We start from the raw sequence: 20,380 nt of genomic DNA on the forward strand, positions 1-20,380 counted from the left end.
AAGTGGACGCAGGGCCGGCAATGACGCGGCCAGCACGGAATTTGCGTCCGACCCGGAACCGCCTTGCCTAAAATCAATCGGATGGGTTGCGGCACCCTGCCGCCCCTTGCCTGAAAGATCCCCGACCCATGTTGCTCCCCGAGTGGGCCGTCCTCGACGCGGCCATCGCCTGGCTGGCCCACGGCCTGTGGAACCTGTCCTGGTGGCAGATCGTGCTGTACACGCTGGTCACCACGCACGTCACGATCGCGGCCGTCACCATCTTCCTGCACCGCACCCAGGCGCACCGCGCCATGGACCTGGGGCCCATCCCCTCGCACTTCTTCCGCTTCTGGCTGTGGCTGGGCACGGGCATGGTGACCAAGGAGTGGGTGGCCATCCACCGCAAGCACCACGCCAGGTGCGAGACGCCCGACGATCCGCACAGCCCGCAGACGCGCGGCATCGAGACGGTGCTCTGGCGGGGCTCGGAGCTGTACCGGCAGGAAGCGAAGAACCCGCAGACGCTGTCCAAGTACGGTCACGGCACGCCCGACGACTGGATGGAGCGCAAGGTCTACGCGCGCCACAGCGTGCTCGGCGTGAGCCTGATGCTGCTGCTGGATCTCGCGCTGTTCGGCGCGGCCGGCCTGACCGTGTGGGCCGTGCAGATGCTGTGGATCCCGGTCACCGCGGCCGGGGTGATCAACGGCATCGGCCACTACTGGGGCTACCGCAATTTCGAGGCGCCCGACGCCAGCACCAACATCTCGCCCTGGGGCGTGCTGATCGGCGGCGAGGAACTGCACAACAACCACCACACCTATCCGACTTCGGCGCGCTTTTCGGTCAAGCCCTACGAGTTCGACATCGGCTGGGTCTACATCCGGCTGATGCAGCGGCTGGGCTGGGCCCGGGTCAAGAAGGTGCCGCCCAGGCTGCGGCTGGGCGCCGTCCAGGCAGTGGCCGACGAGAAGACGCTGGAGGCGCTGATCGCCCATCGCTACGAGGTGATGGCCGGCTATGGGCGCGAAATGCGCCGGGCCTGCAAGGCCGAGATCGCGCTGCTGAAGCAGAAGAAGGCCGACCTGTCGCCGCTCAAGGCCGCCAAGCGCTGGCTGCACCGCGATGCCGAGCGCGTGCCGCCGTCGGCCCGCGCCAAGCTGGCGCAGGCCAGGGCCGATCACCCCGTCCTGGACCAGATGGTCACCATGCGCGAGGAACTGCGCCAGATGTGGCTCAACACCTCCCAGTCACGCGAGCAGCTGGCCGCCGACCTGCAGGGGTGGTGCCGCCGTGCCGAGGAGAGCGGGATCGAGGCGCTGCGGCAGTTCTCGATGAAGCTGCGGGCGGCGCACGCCTGAGCAACGGGGTCAGATACGCATTTCTGGCGGCTGAAAAAGGAAAAGCCCCGCATGCGGGGCTTTTTTCCTTGTCCCCGCTTTCGCGGGGACAAGCTGAATCAGCGGTGCAGCCGCTTACTTCAGCTTGGTTTCCTTGTACTCGACGTGCTTGCGAGCCTTGGGGTCGAACTTCATGATCGACATCTTCTCGGGCATCGTCTTCTTGTTCTTGCTGGTCGTGTAGAAGTGGCCGGTGCCCGCCGTGGACTCCAGCTTGATCTTTTCGCGTCCGCCTTTGCTGGCCATGGTGCGCTCCTTCGGTAATCGGGATTAAGCCTGGCCGCGGGCCCGCAGGTCCGCCAGCACGCTGTCGATGCCGTTCTTGTCGATCAGGCGCAACGCGGCGCTCGACACGCGCAGGCGCACCCAGCGGTTCTCGCTTTCGACCCAGAAACGGCGGTATTGCAGGTTCGGCATGAACCGGCGCTTGGTCTTGTTGTTGGCGTGGGAGACGTTGTGTCCCACCATCGGGCCCTTGCCCGTCACTTCGCAGACGCGTGCCATGAGCACTCCATTCGCATCGACGGCGGTCACTGGCGGCTGCTGTGCTTGCGCCGCAGCCTCGCGACCGCCTCACCTCGCCAGTAGGGTGGCGGTAACCCATCGCCGGCTTGCGGCTTTCCCAAGCTGCAGTCAGCAAAACCGAGCATTATAGTGGCCTCGGCCGGCCGGCGCTGCTCAGACGACTTCCATCAGGCCGGCCGCGCCCATGCCGCCACCCACGCACATGGTGATGACCACGTAGCGGGCACCGACGGCCTTGCCGGCAATCAGCGCGTGCCCGGCCAGCCGGGACCCCGACATGCCGAACGGATGGCCCATGGCGATGGCTCCGCCGTGGATGTTCAGGCGCTCGTCCGCAATGCCCAGGCGGTCGCGGCAGTACAGCACCTGGACGGCGAACGCTTCGTTCATTTCCCACAGGCCGACGTCTTCCATGCGCACGCCGCAGCGCTGCAGCAGGCGCGGCACGGCGAACACCGGGCCGATCCCCATCTCGTCGGGCGCGCAGCCGGCCACGGCAAAGCCCCGGAAGATGCCCAGCGGCTCGATGTTGCGCTGCTCGGCCAGGCGGCCGCTCATGAGCACGCAGACGGAGGCGCCGTCGCTGAGCTGGCTGGCATTGCCGGCCGTGACGGTGCCGCCCTCGAGCACGGGCTTGAGCGCGGCCAGCTGCTCGGCCGAGGTGGCCCGCAGTCCCTCGTCATGGACCAGCTCCACGTCCGCGAAGCTGTCGGGCTCCTCGCCCTGCCCGGCGATCCGCTTGCGGGTGGCCAGCGGTGCGATCTCCTGCGCGAAGGCGCCGGCGTCCCGCGCCGCGATCGCGCGCTGCTGGCTTCGCAGCCCGTACGCGTCCTGCTGCTCGCGCGTGATGCCATAGCGCCGGGCCACCGTCTCGGCGGTCTGGATCATCGTGTGGTACAGGCCGGGCACCTGCTCCTGCAGCCATGGGTCGCGCTGCCGGTAGACGTTGGTGTGCTGGTTGACGGTGAGGCTGACGGCGTCCAGGCCGCCGGCCACGACGATGGGCACACCGTCCTGGCGGATGCTGCCGGCGGCCATCGCAATGGCCTGGAGGCCGGAGCTGCAGAAGCGGTTGACGGTGACGCCGGCCGTCTGCACCGGCAGGCCCGCGCGCAGGGCCGAGGTGCGGCCGATGTTCATGCCGGTGGTGCCTTCCGGCCGGGCCGTGCCGAGGATCACGTCTTCGACCTCGGCCGGCTCCAACCCCGCCCGCGCCACGGCGTGACGGATGGCGTGCGCGCCGAGTTCGGTGCCCAGCGTGTCGTTGAGCGCGCCGCGGTAGGCCTTGCCGATGGGCGTTCGCGCCGTCGACACGATGACGACATCCGCGCTCATCGGGCCGGTCCCTCTGGCGCGGTAGCGTCTGCCTGGTGCACGATGCCGGCGGCCAGCAGCTTCTCGATCGTTTCCGCGTCGAGTCCCGCCTCCTCGAGCACGCGCACCGTGGCCTCGCCGATCTGCTGCGGCCGGCTGCGGTAGCTGGCCGGCGTGCGGCTGAGCTTGATCGGGGAGGCCACGGAGCGGTGTCCGTCGACCTCCGCGATCATCTGCCGGTGCGAGGTATGCGGATGGGCCAGCGCTTCGACCACGTTGTGGATCACGCCGCACGGCACGTCGATGGCGATCAGCTTTTCGAACAGGCTGGCGGCGTCGAACGCGCTGAAGGCCGATTCCAGCTCCTTGCGCAGCTCGAAGCGGTGCACGGCGCGGGTGGCATTGGTGACGAATCGCGGGTCGGCCGGCAGGTCGGGCCGGCCGACCGCTTCGCACATGCGCGAGAACTGCCCGTTGTTCCCCACTGCCAGGAAGATCGGTTCGGTCCGGGTGGCGTAGCTGTCGTAGGGGGCGATGTTGGGGTGGCCGTTGCCGGAGCGTTGCGGCGGGCGGCCGGTGAACAGCGTGTTGATCGAGTGCGGGTAGAGCGAGGCAAGGGCGCAGTCGAACAGGGTCGCCTCGATCTGCTGGCCACGGCCGCTGCGCGTGCGCTCGGCCAGCGCCAGCAGGATGCCGATGGTCGCATTCAGGCCGGTACTGACATCGACGATGGGAACGCCCAGCCGCGTGGGCGGATCCTCGGGGGTGCCATTGATGCTCATCAGGCCGGAAATGGCCTGGACCGCCGCGTCGTAGCCCGCCACTCCGCCGAGCGGGCCGGAGTCGCCGTAGCCGGTGATCCGGCAGTGGATCAGGCGCGGAAAGCGCTCGGCCAGCACCTCGCGGTACCCCATTCCCCAGCGCTCCAGCGTTCCGGTCTTGAAGTTCTCGATCAGGACATCGGCGTCCTCCAGCAGCCGGAACAGCACTTCCCGGCCCTGCGGCCGGGACAGATCGACGCAAATGGCATCCTTGTTGCGATTGATGCCTGCGAAATACGACGCCATGTCGTCCTTGAACGGGGGACCCCAGGTGCGCGTCTCGTCGCCGGCCGGGCCTTCGAGCTTGATCACGCGAGCGCCGTGGTCGCCGAGGATCTGTGCGCAGAACGGGCCTCCCAGCACGCGCGACAGATCGACGACCTTGAGGCCTTCCAGAGCGGTCATGGTCTTGTCTCCTTTCCGATGCATCTCAGTACGACTTGGGCAGGCCCAGGACCTTCTCGGCGATGAAGCACTGGATCATCTGCGGGCTGATCGGCGCGATGCGCGGGATCAGCGATTCGCGCAGGTAGCGCTCGACGTGGTACTCCTTGGCGTAGCCGAAGCCGCCATGCGTCATGACGGCGGTCAGGCAGGCCTGGTAGCCCGCTTCGGCGGCCAGGAACTTGGCGCTGTTGGCCTGGGCGCCGCACTCCTTGCCGGCGTCGTAGAGTTCCGCGGCGCGCTGCACCATCAGGTCGGCGGCTTCCAGCTGCATCCAGCGTTCGGCGAGCGGATGCTGGATCGCCTGGTTGGTGCCGATGGGCCGGTCGAACACCACGCGCTCCTTCGCGTACTGCACGGCCTTGCGCAGCGCCGCCCGCCCGAGGCCGACGGCTTCCGCTGCGATCAGGATGCGTTCGGGATTCATCCCGTGCAGGATGTACTCGAAGCCTCGGCCTTCCTCGCCAATGCGGTCCTCCACCGGGATGCGCAGCCCGTCGATGAACAGCTCGTTCGAATCCACCGCGGTGCGCCCCATCTTGTGGATCTCGCGCACCTGCACCCGGGCGCGGTCGAGCGTGGTGTAGAACAGCGACAGGCCGTGCTGCGGACGGGCGCATTCCTCGATCGGGCGGGTGCGCGCCAGCAGCAGCATCTTCTCGGCGACCTGGGCAGTGGAGATCCAGACCTTCTGCCCATGGACCACATAGTGATCGCCGTCGCGCACCGCCCGGGTCTTCAGCCGGGTGGTGTCCAGGCCGACGCTGGGCTCCGTCACGGCGAAGCAGGCGCGCTCGCGCCCGGCGATGAGGGGCGGCAGCATGCGCGCCTGCTGCTCGGGGCTGCCGAACACCACGACGGGCTGCAGGCCGAACACGTTCATGTGGATGGCTGAGGCGCCGGACATGCCTGCGCCGGAAGCAGCGATGGTCTGCACCAGCAGGGCCGCCTCGCGCATGCCCAGGCCGGCGCCACCGAGTTCGGTGGGCATGCAGATGCCCAGCCAGCCCGCCCGGGCGACGGCCTGGTGGAATTCGACGGGAAAGCCGCCTTCGGTGTCCTTGCGCAGCCAGTAGGCGTCATCGAAACGCTCGCACAGTGCGGCGACCGCTTCGCGGATGGCATCGAGGTCCACCTCTTGGGTGCTGCGACCGGAGTGGGTCATCGGAGTCTCCCTTTCGTTCAGATCGCCGCGGAAACGGCCCATTCGGGCTTGCGCTTGGCGCGCGCGGCCGCAACGCCTTCCACGGCTTCCGTGCGCATCTGGCGGGCGAACAGCGTGGAGGCCTCGTCGAGGTAGCGCCCCAGGTCGCTGCCGTGTCCGTCGGCACGGTTGGCAACCTGGCGCAGCAGCTGCTTGGTGCCGGCGCTGGCCGCGGGGCCGCAGGCCAGCACGGAGTCGAGGATCGCGCGCGTGCGGCTGGCGAGCTCGGCGGCGTCCTGCACCAGGTAGTCCAGCAGGCCCAGTCGATGCGCTTCGGCGCCATCGATGCGTTCGCCGGTCAGCATCAGCCGGCGCGCCGCCTGCACGCCGATGCGGGCAGCGACGAAGGGCAGGATCTGCCCGGGCACGAGGCCGATGGCCGCTTCCGGAAAGCCGAAGCGCGCGGACGCGACACCGATGCTGATGTCGGCGGCGCAGGCCAGCCCGGCGCCACCGCCCATGGCCGGGCCTTGCACCGCGGCCACGCTGACCTTGTCCGAGGAGGCCAGCCGTGCAAGGAAGTCCCCGTACAGCCGGTTGCCGGCGGCGATCGGGTCCTTGCCGTCAGGCCCGGCGGGGGCTTGCAGCCGCTCCTGCAGATTGCCGAGGTTGCCGCCGGCGCTGAAGGCATCGCCGGCGGCCGTGAACAGCACCGCACGAACGGTGCGGTCCGCTTCGGCTTCGTCGATCGCCGCGCCGAGCGCTGCGACCATCTCGGCGCCGAGCGGATTGCGCGCCTGCGGCCGGTTCAACTCGATGTGGAACACGGCGTCGTGCCGGAAGATGCGCAGCGGGGCGTCGGCCGCTGGAGTGGGTCTGGCGATGCTCATGTCAGGTCGGTGGGTGGATGGAAAACGGATCGGCCGGCAGCCGTTGCGACGGCAATGACGCCGGCATCGGCCAACCGGGCGATCGAGGCTTCGTCGTACTGCAGGGAGCGCAGGATTTCGGCACTGTGGCCCCCGATGGCCGGTACGCCTTCGGTGGCGGGGTGGGCGCCCGGCGCCACGCCGGGCAGCCCGGCGAAGGGCAGCGACCCGGGTCCGCCTTCCGGCGACGGTATCGGCTGCAGCAGGCCAAGATGCCGCACCTGCGGATCGTCGGCCAGCTGGGGCAGGCGCGCGACCGGTGCCGCCAGCACGTTGGCGCGGGCAAAGCGTTCGATCCAGTGGGCGGAGGGGCGGGTGCGCACGACGGCCGCGATCTGCTGGTTGAGCTGTGCTGCCGCCGCCTTGCGCCCATCGGCCTTGCGCAACGCCGGGTCGGCGAGCCAGTCGGGCCGCTCCAGCACGTCGGCGATGGCGGCGAACATCCGGTCGTCCAGGGCCACCAGCACGATGTGGCCGTCCTGCGTCTCGTAGAAGCCCTGGGGCACGGTGGCGGGGCCCGGCGGCAGCCCGCCGTTCCAGGCGTGCTCGACCAGCAGGCAGTTCTGCCAGGCGGCCAGGCACGCCAGCAGGCTGACGTCGATGTGCGTTCCCAGGTAGTCGGGGCTGCGCTCGCGGGCGAAAAGCGCGGCACCCGCGGCGTTGGCCGCGTAGACCCCGCTCACGATGTCGGCCGCGTACGGGCGCGCGCCTGCGGGAGAGCCGTCGGGCGTGCCGTTGGTCCGCGCCATGCCGGCCACGGCCTGTGCCACGGAGTCGGTCGCCGGCAGCGCGGCGTAGGGTCCGGTCAGCCCGAAGCCGGAGATCGAGACGTAGATCACCGCCGGGTTGCGCGAGCTGACCTGTGCGTAGCCCGCCCCCAGGCGCTCCGCCACGCCGGGGCGAAAGCTCTGCACCACGACGTCGGCCTGGGCGGCCAGGGCCACCAGGATGGTCTGGCCTTCGGGCCGGCGCACGTCGCAGGCCAGGCTGCGCTTGCCGCGGTTGAAGGCGATGGCCAGCGCGCTCATGCCGCCGCGCGCGCTGCCCATGGTGCGGCTCCAGTCCCCCTGGATCGGTTCGAGCTTGACGACGTCGGCGCCGAGTTGCTGGAGTACCTGGGCGCAATAGGGCCCGGCCACGCCTTGCGAAAGGTCGAGCACGCGAAGTCCGGCATAGGCGAGGTGCAGGCCGGACGTCGGGTTCGCGGGCAGGGCGGATTCCATGAAAACTTATGAGTCGAAGCCGATCATAGGTTTGTGCAGAGCGGCGATCCAGTTAGATAATCCGCGAAATCGGCCTGATACTTAAAATTTGCTTATGAAAATTCGCAACCTGGACCTCACCTTGCTGCGCACTTTCGTGGCCGCGGCCGAGCGGGAGAACTTCGCCCAGGCCGCCGAGAAGGTGGCCCGCACGCAAGCCGCCGTGTCCCAGCAGATGCAGCGGCTGGAGGCGGTGGTCGGCTGCGAGCTGTTCAGCCGCGTGGGCCGCAACAAGCGCCTGACCGACCAGGGCGTGCGCCTGCTGGAGTACGCACGCCGCATGATCATCCTCAACGACGAGGCGTATCGCGCCATGACGCAGGAGGTGTTCGAATACCCGGTCAAGGTCGGCGCATGCGTCGATGCGGTCGACACCCTGCTGCCCGAGTACCTTTCGATGTGCGCCGAGGCCTACCCCGGCTTGCGGATCGACATCCAGGTGGGGCGCAGCCGCTGGCTGGCCTCGGCGCTCCGGCGCGGCGACATCGACCTGATGCTCGACGTGGCCTCGCACGAGGATTTCCACCACGTCGTGCTGCGGACATCGCCGGTGGTGTGGATCGCGGGAGCCCGGTTCCATGTGAAGCAGAACATGCCGCTGCCGCTGGTGCTGGTGGACTCGGGCTGCCCTTTTCGCGCAATGGCGGTGGAGGCGCTGGCCCAGGAGGAGCGACCGTGGCGCGCGGCGTTCCAGACCTCCACGCTGACGGGCGTGCGCGCCGCGTTGCGGGCAGGCCTGGGCATCACGCCCCGCACGATCGAGATCCTCACCCCCGGCCTGAAGGTCATCGACCAGGAACTGGCGCTGCCGAGCCTGCCTCCCATCAGCTACCGCCTGTACTCGCGCGTCAACGACTGCAGCGACAGCGCCCGCAAGTTCAGTGCCCTGATCTCGCGCGGCTGACAGGAGGCCGCACCGCGCCCTATTGCTGCATGCCCGTCTCGCGGATGATCTTGCCCCACACCGCCGTGTCGCGGCGCTGCAGCTGGGCCAGCGCGGTGGCTCCGCTGGGCGCCGGCAACAGCCCCTTGCCCAGCAGGAATTCGCGGCCCTCGGTCGAATCCATCGCCTCGCCGACCCACTGGGCCATGCGCGCCGACACGTCGGCCGGCGTGGACGCGACCGCGCTCCAGATCGCGATCCACGAAGCGACATCGAAGTCCGGGAAGCCCGATTCCGCCAGGGTGGGCACCTCCGGCAGCGCGGCCAGCCGCTCGCGGTAGGAGACCGCCAGGGCGAATGCCTTGCCGGCCTTGACCTGCGGCAGGGCCGTGGCGACATCGCAGAAATAGAAATCGAACTGCCCGCCCAGCAGCTCCGTCATGGCCTGGCCGCTGTTGCGGTACAGGACGTTGACCGCCTTCAGCCTGGCCACCTGCCGGAAGCGCTCGCCCGCCACGCGGTTGCCCACGCTGGTGCTGGCGAACGAGAGATCCTGTCCACCGCCCGTGTGTGCCCAGTCCAGGAACTCCTTGATCGAGCGCTGCCGCACCCGCTGCGGGTTCACCAGCAGGACGAAGGGGGCCACGGCGAGCGTGGAGACCGGCGTGAAATCCGCTTCGGGGTCGAACGGCAGCTTGCGGTAGATGGATGCGTTGGCAGCGTGCGTGGAAGAGCCCGAAACGAGCAGCGTGTACATGTCGTTGGGAGCGCGCATGGCGGCCTCAGCGGCGATGTTGCCGTCCGCGCCGGCCCGGTTCTCCACCACCGCCGGGCGCCCGCTGCGCTTGGCGATCCGATCGGCGAGAAAGCGCGCCAGGATGTCGGTGGCGCTGCCCGCGCCATAGGCCACGATGAGCCGGGTCGACTTCTCCAGCGGCTGGGCCTGGCCCAGGGCCGGCCAGCCGGTCGCCGCCGCCGCGACGGCCATTCCAATCCACTCTCTTCTGCGCATCTGCATGCTTGTCTCCTTCATGGTTGGCAAAGTCAAAACGTCGCCGGTGATGCGGGATGGCGGCCCGTCGGCAGCAGGGCCCGCGGACAGGGAATCTCCAGGTCGAGCAGCATCTGGGCGTAGCACTTGCCCAGCGGGTCGGAGCGCAGGCTGCACGATCCGCCGCCGCCCAGCGCCCGCTCCAGGAAGAAGTTGAATGCGCCCAGGCCCGGCACCGCGAAACGCGTGACCGGCCCCTCGACCAGGTGGGCGAAGTAGTCGCGCACGCGTTCCGCGGTCAGGTGGCGCTCCAGCACGGCCACCCATTCCGGCCGCCGGGCGATCACGCCGATGTTGGCGTCGTCGCCCTTGTCGCCGCTGCGGCCGTGGGCGAGCAGCGACAAGGCCACGGGAACGGTGTCGAGGTCGCAGGCATCGGTATCGCGCGCGGCCGTCGCGGTATCGCGCCCCGGGGCCGTGGATGCCGGCTCCGTTCCGGTCGGGGGCAACGGGGCGCCGAGATCGACGGCCGGCAGTCCCGGGCCCATCTGCAGATGCACCGGCACCTTGTGCTTGGCGATGTAGCAGGACGCCGTGCCGATCACGCCCTGGATGTCCGAGCGGCCGCCGAAGTGGCTGCGCGTGCCGGGGCCCATCGAGGTGCCGGCGGACGCCGATTCCTTCTGCAGGAAGGCCAGCGCCTTGCGATCGTCATGCTGTGCGGCGATGCGCAGCACGATCTCGCGGCTCTCCTCGACCCGGCCGTGCCGGCCGTACATCGATTCGGCGCCGAGCAACTCGACCAGCGTTGCGCTGTAGTCGCCCAGGCCGGCGCGGGCCATCTGGGTGCGGGTGCGCCCCAGCAGCTCCTGCGCGGTGCGCACGGCCTTGGCCTTGGCCCGCTGGCCGCGGATCGCCATCATGATCGCGATCTGGAAGCCGCGCGGATAGGTCGCGGTGACCTTGTAGCGCCCGCTGGGCGCGCGGCCGCGGGCGCCGGTCACACGCACCCGGTCGGGTCCGCTCTCCTCGATGCGCGCCTGCGTGAAGTCGCACACCACGTCGGGCAACTCGTAGGCGGCCGGATCGCCGATCTCGTACAGCAACTGCTCGGCGACGGTCGCGCGGTCCACGCGACCGCCGGTGCCCTGCGGCTTGCCCAGCTCGAAGCTGCCGTCCGCCTGCATCTCGACGATCGGATAGCCGATGTTGGCCCAGTCCGGCACGGTTTCCCAGTCGGTGAACAGTCCGCCGGTGGCCTGCGCGCCGCATTCGACCAGGTGCCCCGCCAGGCTGGCCTGGGCCAGCTGGTCGAAGTCGGCGAACGACCAGTCGAACTCGTGCACCGCGATGCCCAGCACGGACGCGCTGTCCACGCAGCGGCCGGTGATCACGATATCGGCGCCCTGGCGCAGTGCCTCGGCAATCGGCAGCGCACCCAGGTAGGCATTGGCGGACATCAGTGGCGCGGCCGGCAGCTGCGCGGGATCGCCCTGGGCGGTCTCGAACTGGCTCGCCTGCCCCAGCACGTCGTCGCCGGTCACGACCGCGATCCGCGGCTCCAGGCCCTGCTCGCGGGCCAGCGCCAGCAGCGCGTCGCGGCACCTGGCCGGATTGAGGCCGCCGGCGTTGGAGACCAGCCGGATCCCGCGTTCCATCAGCGTCTTCAGGTGCGGTTTGACGGCGGTGGTGACGAAGTCGGTCGCGTAGCCGAGATCCGGATCCTTCAATCGGGCCCGCTGCAGCACCGACATGGTCGTCTCGGCGAGATAGTCGAACACGATGTAGTCGAGGCGGGGCGCGCCCAGCAGTTGCGGCACCGCGAGGGCGGAATCGCCCCAGAAGCCGGAGCCGCTGCCGATGAAGACCGTGCGCCCGGCGGCCGGGTTGCGCGTGCTCATGCGGCCTCCAGTTCAACCAGCAACTGGCCGGCACTCAGCTGCGCCCCGACCTCCACCAGCACGCGCGCGACGCGGCCGGCGCTCCTGGCGCACAGCGGCATTTCCATCTTCATCGACTCCATGACCAGCAGGGGCGCGCCGGCCCCCACCTGTTCGCCCTCGGCGACCGGCAGGGCGATCACCCGGCCGCTCATGGGCGCGCGGACCAGCCGGTCCTCGGCGCCGCCCTCGCCGGCCCGCTCGAAGCGCAGGACGCGCCGGTAAAGCCAGGCGTCGGCGCCGTCTTGGATCCAGACGCAGTCGGGATCCGGCTGGAACCAGGCCAGGCGCCGGAACACCCCTTCGAGCGCGAACCCGAGTTCATGCTCCGCGCGGTGCAGGTTGGCGACCTGCCGCTGCCGGTCGGCGGCCCCGTCGGCTCCGGCGTCGTTGCCGAGCTTGAGGGTCAGGCTGCCGTCGGCCTGCGGCTCGATCTGCACCTGCCGTGCGGCCGGCGCAGGGCTGCCCGGCGCGGATTCGGGGGCAGGGGACAGCCACAGCGCCGTCGGCGGTGCCAGCGCGGCGGCGCGCTGCCGGGCCAGGCCGCCGAGCACCAGGGCCGCGGCCGCCAGCGCGTGTTCCGACGGCAGGGCGCGCCAGTGCTCGCCCTGCAGGTCCTGTTGCGCCAGGAAACCGGTCGTCACCTCGCCGGCGCGGAACGCCGGGTGGCGCAGGCAGCGCTGGAGAAAGCCGAGGTTGGAGCGAATGCCGAGCAGCACCGTGCGGTCGCACGCCGCGACCAGCTTCTGGATGCACTCGTCACGGCTTGGCGCGCCGGCCAGGACCTTGGCCACCATCGAGTCGTAGTGGGGGCCGACCACGTAGCCGCTTTCCAGCATGGTGTCGGTCCGCACGTCGGCGGGTGCCTGCCAGCGCTCGATGCGCCCGACCTGCGGCAGGTAGCCGGCGGCCGGATCTTCGGCGCAGACGCGCAGCTCGATCGCGTGGCCGGACAGGCGGACGTCGGCCTGTGCGAAGGACAGGCGCTCGCCCTGGGCCACGCGCAGTTGCTGCTCCACCAGGTCCAGGCCGGTGACCAGCTCGGTCACCCCGTGCTCCACCTGCAGCCGGGTGTTCATTTCCATGAAGTAGAAGGACCGGTCGGCGCCGAGCAGGAATTCCAGCGTGCCCACGCCCGTGTACCCGATGGCTTCGCAGGCCTTGCTGGCGATCTCGCCCATGGCCTGCCGCAGGGGTGCATCGACGGCCGGCGAGGGCGCCTCCTCGATCACCTTCTGGAATCGCCGCTGGGTGGAGCAATCGCGCTCGCCCAGGTGCAGGCAGGTGCCGTGCTCGTCGCAGAGCACCTGGATCTCGATGTGGCGGGCGTGCTCGATCGCCCGCTCGATGATGATCTCGTCCGAGCCGAAGGCACCCAGGGCCTCCGAGCGGGCAAGGGCGAACAGGGGAAGCAGCTGGTCGCGGGTGTGCACCACGCGCATGCCGCGCCCGCCGCCGCCGGCGGCCGCCTTGAGGATCAGGGGATAGCCGATGCGGCCGGCCGCCTCCAGCACCGAGGCGTCGGTGCGGCAACCCTGGGCGCCCGGCACCGTCGGCACACCGGCGTCGCGCATGGCGATCTTGGCCTGCGCCTTGTTGCCCATCAGCTCGATGACCCGCGCGGGCGGCCCGACGAAGACCAGCCCCGCATCGGCGACGGCCTGCGCGAAGGCGGCGTTTTCCGACAGGAACCCGTAGCCCGGATGGACGGCCTGCGCGCCGGTGCGGCGGCACGCGCCCAGGATCGCGTCGGTGTTGCGGTAGCTGTTGGCGGCGTCGGCCGGGCCCAGCCGCACCGCGAGGTCCGCCTCCCGTACGTGCAGGCTGTCCGCATCCGCATCGGAATAGACGGCCACGGTCCGCAGCCCCAGCCGGCGCGCCGTTCGCATCACGCGCAGCGCGATCTCGCCGCGGTTGGCGATGAGGAGGGTGTCGAACCGCATGTCAGCCGCGCTTTGGGAGAATGCCCATGTGCTTGCAGATGATGGTCAGCATGATCTCGTCGGCGCCTCCGCCGATGGAGATCAGGCGCAGGTCGCGCCAGGCGCGCGAGACCGGGTTGTCCCAGGTGAAGCCCATGCCGCCCCAGTACTGCAGGCAGGAATCGGTCACCTCGCGGCACAGCCGGCCGGCCTTGAGCTTGGCCATCGACGCCAGCTCGGTCATGTCGCCGTCGTTCATGTGGATCTGGGCGGCGCGGTAGATCAGCGAGCGCAGCAGCTCCACCTCGGTCTTGAGCTCGGCCATCCGGAAATGGACCGCCTGGTTGTCCAGGATCGACTTGCCGAACGCCATGCGCTGGCGGGTGTAGTCGATGGTCTCGTTGATGACGTTGGTGAGCGCCGTGACGCGCCGGGTGGCTCCGCTCAGCCGCTCCTCCTGGAACTGCTTCATCTGGTAGGTGAAGCCCTTGCCTTCCTCGCCGACGCGGAATCGCTGCGGCACCCGGACATCGTCGAAGAAGACCTGGGCGGTGTCGGACGACCACATGCCCACCTTCTTGATCTTGTTCATCGTGATGCCGGGACGCAGCTTGCCGTTCTCGCGCAGCGGCAGGCAGATCATCGACTTGTTGCGGTGGACGTCGTCGCCGCCGGTGTTGGCCAGCAGGCACATCCAGTCGGCCTGGGTGCCGTTGGTGATCCACATCTTGGAGCCGTTGATCACGTAGTCGTCGCCGTCCTTGCGCGCCGTCGTCTTGAGCGAGGCCACGTCCGAGCCGGCCCCGCTCTCGGACACGCCGAGGCAGACCACGTAGTCGCCGGCGATGGTGGGCTTGAGGAATTGTTCGCGCAGCTCGTCGGAGCCGAATCGCGCCAGCGCGGGCGTCGCCATGTCGGTCTGCACGGCGATGGCCATGCCCACGCCGCCGGAGCCGATGGCGCCGATGGCTTCGCAGAAGGCGATCTCGTACGAGTAGTCCAGGCCCATGCCGCCGAATTCCACCGGCTTGTTCACGCCCAGGTAGCCGGCATTGCCGAGCTTCTTGAACAGGTCATGGGCCGGAAAGATCTCGGCGGCTTCCCATTCGTCGATGTGCGGCGTGATCTCCCGCGCGATGAACTTGGCGACGCTGTCTTGCAGGGCGATGTGGTCGGGTGTGAGCATGGTTGCAGTGCGTGGAGCGGAAATGCGACGGGAGCGAGCGGCACGGCCAGGATCAGGACGGCCGCTCCCAGTCGAAGCGGAACGGCCGACCGGCCGCGAAGTCGGCGAGCGCCTGGCGGTGCCCGGCGGAGTGGAAGAAGATGGCCTGCGCCGACGCTTCCATCTCGACCAGCGCACGCGCGTCGAGATGGAAGGACTGGTTGAGGATGCGCTTGCTGGCGCCGATCGCGCCGGTCGGCGCCGCCTCGAAGCGGCGGGCCAGGGCGAGGGCCTCGTCGAGCAGGCACTCGGGTGGATGCACGGCCATCGCGATGCGCAGGTCCAGCGCTTCCTGCGCATCGACCCGGCGGCCGGTGAAGATCAGCTCCTTGGCCAGCTGCAGCCCGACGATGCGGGGCAGCGTGAAGAACAGGCCGCTGTCCGGCACCAGGCCGACGCGGCAGAACGAGGCACGGAACCACGCGTCGCGGGCGCACAGGACGAAGTCGGCCGCCAGCGCCATGCCGAAGCCGGCGCCCACCGCGGGGCCGTTGACGGCGGCGATGACCGGCAGCTCCAGGTTCATGAACGGCTGCACCCAGTCGTGCGACTGGTACAGGCGGCGGCGGTCCGCTTCGGGCGTGCGGTCGTCGGCGGCCAGCTCGCGCAGGTCGCCGCCGCTGCAGAAGCTTCCGCCCTCGCCGGTGACCACCAGCGCCGCCAGCTCGCGCCCGTGCGCCAGCTGGCCGAGCAACTGCCGCAGTTCGGCCTTGAGGACCTCGCCCAGGCTGTTGCGCCGCTCGGGTCGGCACAGGGTGAGCACGCCGGTGCGCCCCGTGACCTCGAACGACAGGGCCTGGTACGGTGGCGCTGGCACGGCGGCGGTCACTTCGCCTGCAGCCCGGCTGTCCGGATGGCTCGGCCCCAGCGCTCGGTCTCGCGCCGCTGCAGGGCCAGCAGCGATTCGGGCGAGCCCGGGTAGGGCAGCAGGCCGAGCTTGTCCAGGTGCTGCTGGCCGCTCGCCGAACCCAGCGCATCGTTGATGGCCTTGCTGGCCGCCTGAACGTGAGCAGGCGGTGAGCCCGCGGGCGCCCAGACGGCCAGCCAGGAGGCGAAATCGAACTCCGGGAACCCCGATTCCGCGATGGTCGGCAGCTCGGGCGCGGCCTGCAGGCGCTGGGCCACGGTGACGGCCAGTGCGACGGCCCGTCCCGCCTTGGCCTGCTGCAGCCCGTTGGCGGCATCGGCGATGTAGAAGTCCACGTGGCCGCCCAGCAGGTCGCTCATGGCTTGCGCGCCCGACTTGTAGTTCACGTTCATCGCCTCGAAGCCGGCCATGAGCTTGAGCTGTCCGACTCCAACCCGGCTGGCGACCGCTGCGCTGGCGTAGCTGAGCTTGCCCGGGTTGGCCTTGGCGTGCGCGATGAAGTCCTTCAGGTTGCGGGCGGCCACCCGGTTCGGGTTCGCGAGCAGCACGTAAGGCACGCGCGCGTACGTCGTGACGGGCGCGAAATCCTTGTCGGGATCGAACGACAGCGACTTGTACAGGTGCACGTTGGCCGCATGGGTGTTGTTGCCCGTCACCAGGAACGTATGGGCATCGGGGGCCGCGCGGGCGACGAATTCCGCCGCCAGGTTGCCGTCTGCGCCAGGGCGGTTCTCGACCACCACCGCCTGCCCCGATCGTTGCGCCATCTGCTCGGCGTAGTAGCGCGTGACCACGTCCGATGCCGAGCCGCCGGCGGCGGCACCCACCACGAAGCGGACGGACTTCTGGGGCCAGGCACCGGTCTGCGCCGCAGCCGGAACGCGCCAGCCGGCCGCCATCGCCGCGAGGGCGCCCAGAACCTGTCTTCTGCCGAGGGTCATGCTTTGTCTCCTTTGGTCGTTGGATGTCGTGGGCGATCTCGCCCGCTAGAGGCGCGCGACGCCGAACTGGATCGGCGAGACGGCGCGCAGCCGGGCCTGGCTGACCGTCTCCAGCACGATGCCCAGCACCTCGCGGGTGTCGCGCGGGTCGATCACCCCGTCGTCGAGCAACAGGCTGCTGGTGTGGATCGCACTGGACTGCGCGTTGAAGGTGTCGACGATCGCCTGGCTCTCGCGCGCCAGCGCCTGCTCGTCCAGCGGCTCGCCGCTGCGCCGGGCCGCGGCCTCGGCGACCTGGCGCATCGTCATCGCGGCCTGCTCGCCGCCCATCACCGCCGTCTTCGCGTTGGGCCAGGAGAACAGGAAGCAGGGCTTGAAGGCCCGCCCGCACATGCCGTAGTTGCCGGCGCCGTAGGAGGCGCCGCACAGCACCGTGATGCGCGGCACCGGAGCATTCGACAGCGCCTGGATCAGCTTGGCGCCGTGCTTGATCATGCCGGCCTCTTCGTGGGCGCGGCCGACGATGAAGCCGGTGATGTTCTGCAGGAACAGGATGGGGCGCGCGAGCTGGACGCACAACTGGATGAACTGCGCGGCCTTGGTCGACCCCGCGGTGTCCAGCGGCCCGTTGTTCGTGAGGATGCCGATCTCGCGCCCCTTGATCCGGGCGTAGCCGCACACGGTGGGGCTTCCGTACAGCGCCTTGAACTCGTGGAAATCGGAGTCGTCCACGATGCGCGCGATCACCTCGCGCATGTCCACCGGGGTGCGTGCCTCGGCCGGCATCAGGCCCAGCAGGTCCTCGCGGTCGTACCGCGGCTCGCGCCAGCCCTCGGCGGGCCCGGCGTCCGGCCAGTGCAGCGACTGCAGGATGTCGCGCACGCGGGCGATGCCGTCCAGGTCGGTGTCGGCGACGTAGTCCGCCAGGCCGGAGATGCTCGCATGCATCTCGGCGCCGCCCAGCTCCTCCTCGCTGGCCTCTTCGCCGGTGGCTGCCTTGAGCAGGGCGGGTCCGGCCAGGAAGGCGCGGGCCTGTCCGCGTACCATCACGACGTAGTCCGACAGGCCGGGCAGGTAGGCGCCGCCGGCGGCGGAGGAGCCGTGGATCAGCGAGACCACGGGCAGGCCGGCCGCCGACAGGCGCGCCAGGTTGTAGAACATGCCGCCGCCGACGACGAAGCGCTCGACGCGGTACTTCTTCAGGTTGCCGCCGGCGCTCTCGACCAGCTGGACGAAGGGCAGCTTCTGCGCGATCGCGATCTCCTGCGCGCGAATCAGCTTCTGCCCGGTCAGCGCCTGCATCGCGCCCGCGCTGATGCCGGCGTCGTTGATGGCGACCATGCAGCGGACGCCGCTGATGCAGCCGATACCGGCGATCAGGGCGGCGCCGGGAATGCTGGTGGCGGGGTCCGGATCCTCGATGCCGCAGTAGCCCGCCAGGCTCATCAACTCGAGGAACGGCGTCCCGGGATCGAGCAGGTGCGCCAGCCGCTCGCGCGGCAGCAGCTTGCCGTTGTCGTGGAAGCGCTTGGCGGCGCGGGCCGAACGGACGATCGTCCGCTGCTCGAGGGCCCTCAGGTCATCCACCAGGCCCTGCATGGACGCAGCGTTTCGCTTGAAGTCCGCGCCGGCCGTGGCCACGTTCGATTGAAGAATTGCCATCGCTCTGGGGTCCTGCCCGGCCGTTGGCTCATCGAGGAGAAGCCCCCGCAAACGACCGGCCTGACCGTGTGTGATGGGCCATCATTGCATGGGGTTCGCACAGCTTCCATCAACAAATTCGGGCCGAACTGTTAAGGGTTGCTTATGTGAATACCGACCCCGAACGGGGCGGAGGAGACCGGCGCGCTGCTCGGCGGGCGCGTGCATCCCGCGGCGCTGCCGCGGGCGCATGTGCCGGTTGGCCGATCCAGCGCGGCGGATGTGTGCGACGGGGCCGTTCGGGCCGGCCCGGAGATCAGGCCTATTGCTCGAGGAAGCGCTGCGCGTCCAGCGCCGCCATGCAGCCGGTGCCGGCGCTGGTGATGGCCTGGCGGTACACATGGTCCTGCACGTCGCCGGCGGCAAACACGCCGGGCACGCTGGTCATGGTGGCGAAGCCGTTCAGGCCGGAGCGGGTGAGGATGTAGCCGTCCTTCATCTCCAGCTGGCCCTTGAAGATGTCGGTGTTGGGCTGGTGGCCGATCGCCACGAAGAAGCCCTGGGTCTTCAGGTCCTCGGTCGCGCCGGTCTGCGTGTCCTTCAGGCGCACGCCGGTGACGCCGCTGTCGTCGCCCAGCACCTCGTCCACGGTCTTGAACAGCTTGAGCTCGATCTTGCCGGCCGCGACCTTCTCCATCAGCTTGTCGACCAGGATGGGCTCGGCCCGGAACTTGTCGCGGCGGTGGATCAGGTACACCTTGCTGGCGATGTTGGACAGGTACAGCGCCTCTTCCACGGCCGTGTTGCCGCCGCCGATCACGCTGGTGACCTGCTCGCGGTAGAAGAAGCCGTCGCAGGTGGCGCAGGCGCTCACCCCCTTGCCCATGAAGTGCTGCTCGGAGGGCAGGCCGAGGTACTTGGCCGAGGCGCCGGTGGCGACGATCAGCGCATCGCAGGTGTACTCGCCGCTGTCGCCCTTGAGCGTGAACGGCCGCTTCGACAGGTCCACCGCATTGATGTGGTCGAACACGATCTCGGTCTTGAAGCGCTCGGCGTGCTCCAGGAAGCGCTGCATCAGCTCCGGGCCCTGCACGCCGTTGACGTCGGCCGGCCAGTTGTCGACCTCGGTGGTGGTCATCAGCTGGCCACCCTGGGCGATGCCGGTGATCAGCAGGGGCTTGAGGTTGGCGCGCGCGGCATAGACGGCGGCGGTGTAGCCGGCGGGGCCGGAACCGAGGATCAGGACTTGGGCGTGGCGGGTGGTCATGGTGCTTTCAGACCTGTGTGGAATGTCACAGGCCGGTGTACATTTCGGGACGAACGGCGCCTGTATCAAGCCCCGCTCGCGGCGCGGACGCCGGGCGTTTCAATCCCGTCGATTGTAAGAAGCGATGACGCAGCCACTCGTGGAGGGAACTGGATGTCGATGCTGTCCAACCTGGAGCTGATACGCCGGGTCCCGCTGTTCGCATTGCTCACATCCAACCAGGCCGAATCCGTGGCCGACGCCGTCGTCAAGCGCCGCTTCAAGCGTGGCGAAACCATCGTCGAGCAGGGCGAGAAGTCCAACACCCTCTTCATCATCCTCACCGGTCGGGTGCGCGTGGTCACCTCCGACAAGCGCGGCCGCGAGGTCATCCTGGCCACGCTCAGCCCGGGCGACTACATCGGCGAGATGAGCCTGATCGACAACGATGCCCATTCGGCCACCGTGCGGGCCGAGGTGCAGACCGACATGCTGGCGCTGGGCCGGTCCGAGTTCGCGCGCTGCCTGCCGGAGAACAGCTCGATGGCCTACGCCATCATGAAGGGCCTGGTGCAACGGCTGCGCCAGGCCGACCGCAAGATCGAGTCGCTGGCGCTCATGGACGTGTACGGCCGGGTGGCGCGCGCGCTGCTCGAGTTCGCCGTGCCCGACCGCGAGGGCAACAACGTGATCCGCGAGCGCATCTCGCGCCAGGACATCGCCAAGATGGTCGGGGCCTCGCGCGAGATGGTCAGCCGCGTGATGAAGGACCTGGAGGACCGCGGCTTCGTCGAAACGCGCGAAGACGGCTCCATGCTGGTCAAGGAAAGGCTCGGCACCCTGGGCTGAAAGTGCCTGGCGCGGCGCGTCCGCGGCGTTGCGCAACCGTCACGCGGGTTGGC

Annotated in this window: 18 protein-coding genes; 3 read left to right on the forward strand and 15 right to left on the reverse strand. The window is 69.6% G+C overall.

Annotated features, from left to right (window positions below; translation table 11 throughout):
• Nucleotides 1–128: 128 nt before the first annotated feature.
• Nucleotides 129–1,343, forward strand: coding sequence for a DesA family fatty acid desaturase (locus V6M57_RS02930; protein WP_332813476.1), 1,215 nt, complete (start codon nucleotides 129–131; stop codon nucleotides 1,341–1,343).
• Between the two features lie 114 nt (nucleotides 1,344–1,457).
• On the opposite strand, the gene rpmG is transcribed toward V6M57_RS02930, so the two are convergent.
• The 7 genes from rpmG to V6M57_RS02965 form a co-directional block, all read right to left on the reverse strand.
• On the reverse strand, nucleotides 1,458–1,628 hold the full coding sequence (gene rpmG, locus V6M57_RS02935; RefSeq protein ID WP_055899695.1) for a 50S ribosomal protein L33: 171 nt from the start codon (nucleotides 1,626–1,628) through the stop codon (nucleotides 1,458–1,460).
• Between the two features lie 24 nt (nucleotides 1,629–1,652).
• Nucleotides 1,653–1,886, reverse strand: a complete 234-nt coding sequence (gene rpmB, locus V6M57_RS02940) for a 50S ribosomal protein L28 (protein ID WP_332813545.1) — start codon at nucleotides 1,884–1,886, stop codon at nucleotides 1,653–1,655.
• A 174-nt stretch (nucleotides 1,887–2,060) separates the two neighbouring features.
• On the reverse strand, nucleotides 2,061–3,242 hold the full coding sequence (locus tag V6M57_RS02945; protein ID WP_332813477.1) for an acetyl-CoA C-acyltransferase: 1,182 nt from the start codon (nucleotides 3,240–3,242) through the stop codon (nucleotides 2,061–2,063).
• Nucleotides 3,239–4,447, reverse strand: coding sequence for a CaiB/BaiF CoA transferase family protein (locus tag V6M57_RS02950; protein ID WP_332813478.1), 1,209 nt, complete (start codon nucleotides 4,445–4,447; stop codon nucleotides 3,239–3,241). The genes V6M57_RS02945 and V6M57_RS02950 overlap by 4 nt, the downstream gene beginning before the upstream one ends.
• A gap of 25 nt (nucleotides 4,448–4,472) precedes the next feature.
• Nucleotides 4,473–5,651 carry an acyl-CoA dehydrogenase family protein gene (locus tag V6M57_RS02955; protein WP_332813479.1) on the reverse strand — a complete coding sequence of 393 codons (1,179 nt, stop codon included), beginning with the start codon at nucleotides 5,649–5,651 and terminating at the stop codon, nucleotides 4,473–4,475.
• Nucleotides 5,652–5,668: 17 nt separating this feature from the next.
• Entirely contained in the window at nucleotides 5,669–6,520 is an 852-nt protein-coding gene (locus tag V6M57_RS02960; RefSeq protein ID WP_332813480.1) for an enoyl-CoA hydratase/isomerase family protein, read from the reverse strand.
• Entirely contained in the window at nucleotides 6,517–7,782 is a 1,266-nt protein-coding gene (locus V6M57_RS02965; protein WP_332813481.1) for a CaiB/BaiF CoA transferase family protein, read from the reverse strand. The genes V6M57_RS02960 and V6M57_RS02965 overlap by 4 nt, the downstream gene beginning before the upstream one ends.
• A 94-nt stretch (nucleotides 7,783–7,876) precedes the next feature.
• Here V6M57_RS02965 and V6M57_RS02970 point away from each other — a divergent pair, with 94 nt between their 5' ends.
• Nucleotides 7,877–8,725: a LysR substrate-binding domain-containing protein gene (locus V6M57_RS02970; protein WP_332813482.1), complete on the forward strand. Its 849-nt coding sequence runs from the start codon at nucleotides 7,877–7,879 to the stop codon at nucleotides 8,723–8,725.
• A gap of 19 nt (nucleotides 8,726–8,744) precedes the next feature.
• Here V6M57_RS02970 and V6M57_RS02975 read toward each other — a convergent pair whose 3' ends face one another.
• The 8 genes from V6M57_RS02975 to trxB all read right to left on the reverse strand — a co-directional run bounded on the left by V6M57_RS02975 (nucleotide 8,745) and on the right by trxB (nucleotide 19,499).
• Nucleotides 8,745–9,722 carry a Bug family tripartite tricarboxylate transporter substrate binding protein gene (locus tag V6M57_RS02975; RefSeq protein ID WP_332813483.1) on the reverse strand — a complete coding sequence of 326 codons (978 nt, stop codon included), beginning with the start codon at nucleotides 9,720–9,722 and terminating at the stop codon, nucleotides 8,745–8,747.
• Nucleotides 9,723–9,748: 26 nt separating this feature from the next.
• Nucleotides 9,749–11,596 carry an acyclic terpene utilization AtuA family protein gene (locus V6M57_RS02980; RefSeq protein ID WP_332813484.1) on the reverse strand — a complete coding sequence of 616 codons (1,848 nt, stop codon included), beginning with the start codon at nucleotides 11,594–11,596 and terminating at the stop codon, nucleotides 9,749–9,751.
• Nucleotides 11,593–13,578 (reverse strand): acetyl/propionyl/methylcrotonyl-CoA carboxylase subunit alpha, encoded by a 1,986-nt coding sequence (locus V6M57_RS02985; RefSeq protein WP_332813485.1) that lies wholly within the window; start codon nucleotides 13,576–13,578, stop codon nucleotides 11,593–11,595. The genes V6M57_RS02980 and V6M57_RS02985 overlap by 4 nt, the downstream gene beginning before the upstream one ends.
• A gap of 1 nt (nucleotide 13,579) precedes the next feature.
• On the reverse strand, nucleotides 13,580–14,743 hold the full coding sequence (locus V6M57_RS02990; protein ID WP_332813486.1) for an acyl-CoA dehydrogenase family protein: 1,164 nt from the start codon (nucleotides 14,741–14,743) through the stop codon (nucleotides 13,580–13,582).
• A gap of 52 nt (nucleotides 14,744–14,795) precedes the next feature.
• Nucleotides 14,796–15,599, reverse strand: coding sequence for an enoyl-CoA hydratase/isomerase family protein (locus V6M57_RS02995; RefSeq protein ID WP_332813487.1), 804 nt, complete (start codon nucleotides 15,597–15,599; stop codon nucleotides 14,796–14,798).
• An 8-nt stretch (nucleotides 15,600–15,607) separates the two neighbouring features.
• On the reverse strand, nucleotides 15,608–16,591 hold the full coding sequence (locus V6M57_RS03000) for a Bug family tripartite tricarboxylate transporter substrate binding protein (RefSeq protein WP_332813488.1): 984 nt from the start codon (nucleotides 16,589–16,591) through the stop codon (nucleotides 15,608–15,610).
• Between the two features lie 45 nt (nucleotides 16,592–16,636).
• Entirely contained in the window at nucleotides 16,637–18,253 is a 1,617-nt protein-coding gene (locus V6M57_RS03005) for an acyl-CoA carboxylase subunit beta (protein ID WP_332813489.1), read from the reverse strand.
• A gap of 301 nt (nucleotides 18,254–18,554) precedes the next feature.
• Nucleotides 18,555–19,499, reverse strand: a complete 945-nt coding sequence (trxB, locus tag V6M57_RS03010; RefSeq protein WP_332813490.1) for a thioredoxin-disulfide reductase — start codon at nucleotides 19,497–19,499, stop codon at nucleotides 18,555–18,557.
• A gap of 153 nt (nucleotides 19,500–19,652) precedes the next feature.
• Between trxB and V6M57_RS03015 the strand changes: the two genes are divergently transcribed.
• Entirely contained in the window at nucleotides 19,653–20,327 is a 675-nt protein-coding gene (locus V6M57_RS03015; protein WP_332813491.1) for a Crp/Fnr family transcriptional regulator, read from the forward strand.
• Nucleotides 20,328–20,380: the final 53 nt, after the last annotated feature.

This window comes from Ramlibacter sp., assembly GCF_036676645.1.
Classification (GTDB): domain Bacteria; phylum Pseudomonadota; class Gammaproteobacteria; order Burkholderiales; family Burkholderiaceae_C; genus Ramlibacter.

Bases quoted from the DNA above. Each gene is read 5' to 3' on its own strand.
- V6M57_RS02930 (WP_332813476.1), top strand. From the start codon at position 129: ATGTTGCTCCCCGAGTGGGCCGTCCTCGACGCGGCCATCGCCTGGCTG.
- rpmG (WP_055899695.1), bottom strand. From the start codon at position 1,628: ATGGCCAGCAAAGGCGGACGCGAAAAGATCAAGCTGGAGTCCACGGCG.
- rpmB (WP_332813545.1), bottom strand. From the start codon at position 1,886: ATGGCACGCGTCTGCGAAGTGACGGGCAAGGGCCCGATGGTGGGACAC.
- V6M57_RS02945 (WP_332813477.1), bottom strand. From the start codon at position 3,242: ATGAGCGCGGATGTCGTCATCGTGTCGACGGCGCGAACGCCCATCGGC.
- V6M57_RS02950 (WP_332813478.1), bottom strand. From the start codon at position 4,447: ATGACCGCTCTGGAAGGCCTCAAGGTCGTCGATCTGTCGCGCGTGCTG.
- V6M57_RS02955 (WP_332813479.1), bottom strand. From the start codon at position 5,651: ATGACCCACTCCGGTCGCAGCACCCAAGAGGTGGACCTCGATGCCATC.
- V6M57_RS02960 (WP_332813480.1), bottom strand. From the start codon at position 6,520: ATGAGCATCGCCAGACCCACTCCAGCGGCCGACGCCCCGCTGCGCATC.
- V6M57_RS02965 (WP_332813481.1), bottom strand. From the start codon at position 7,782: ATGGAATCCGCCCTGCCCGCGAACCCGACGTCCGGCCTGCACCTCGCC.
- V6M57_RS02970 (WP_332813482.1), top strand. From the start codon at position 7,877: ATGAAAATTCGCAACCTGGACCTCACCTTGCTGCGCACTTTCGTGGCC.
- V6M57_RS02975 (WP_332813483.1), bottom strand. From the start codon at position 9,722: ATGCAGATGCGCAGAAGAGAGTGGATTGGAATGGCCGTCGCGGCGGCG.
- V6M57_RS02980 (WP_332813484.1), bottom strand. From the start codon at position 11,596: ATGAGCACGCGCAACCCGGCCGCCGGGCGCACGGTCTTCATCGGCAGC.
- V6M57_RS02985 (WP_332813485.1), bottom strand. From the start codon at position 13,578: ATGCGGTTCGACACCCTCCTCATCGCCAACCGCGGCGAGATCGCGCTG.
- V6M57_RS02990 (WP_332813486.1), bottom strand. From the start codon at position 14,743: ATGCTCACACCCGACCACATCGCCCTGCAAGACAGCGTCGCCAAGTTC.
- V6M57_RS03000 (WP_332813488.1), bottom strand. From the start codon at position 16,591: ATGACCCTCGGCAGAAGACAGGTTCTGGGCGCCCTCGCGGCGATGGCG.
- V6M57_RS03005 (WP_332813489.1), bottom strand. From the start codon at position 18,253: ATGGCAATTCTTCAATCGAACGTGGCCACGGCCGGCGCGGACTTCAAG.
- trxB (WP_332813490.1), bottom strand. From the start codon at position 19,499: ATGACCACCCGCCACGCCCAAGTCCTGATCCTCGGTTCCGGCCCCGCC.
- V6M57_RS03015 (WP_332813491.1), top strand. From the start codon at position 19,653: ATGTCGATGCTGTCCAACCTGGAGCTGATACGCCGGGTCCCGCTGTTC.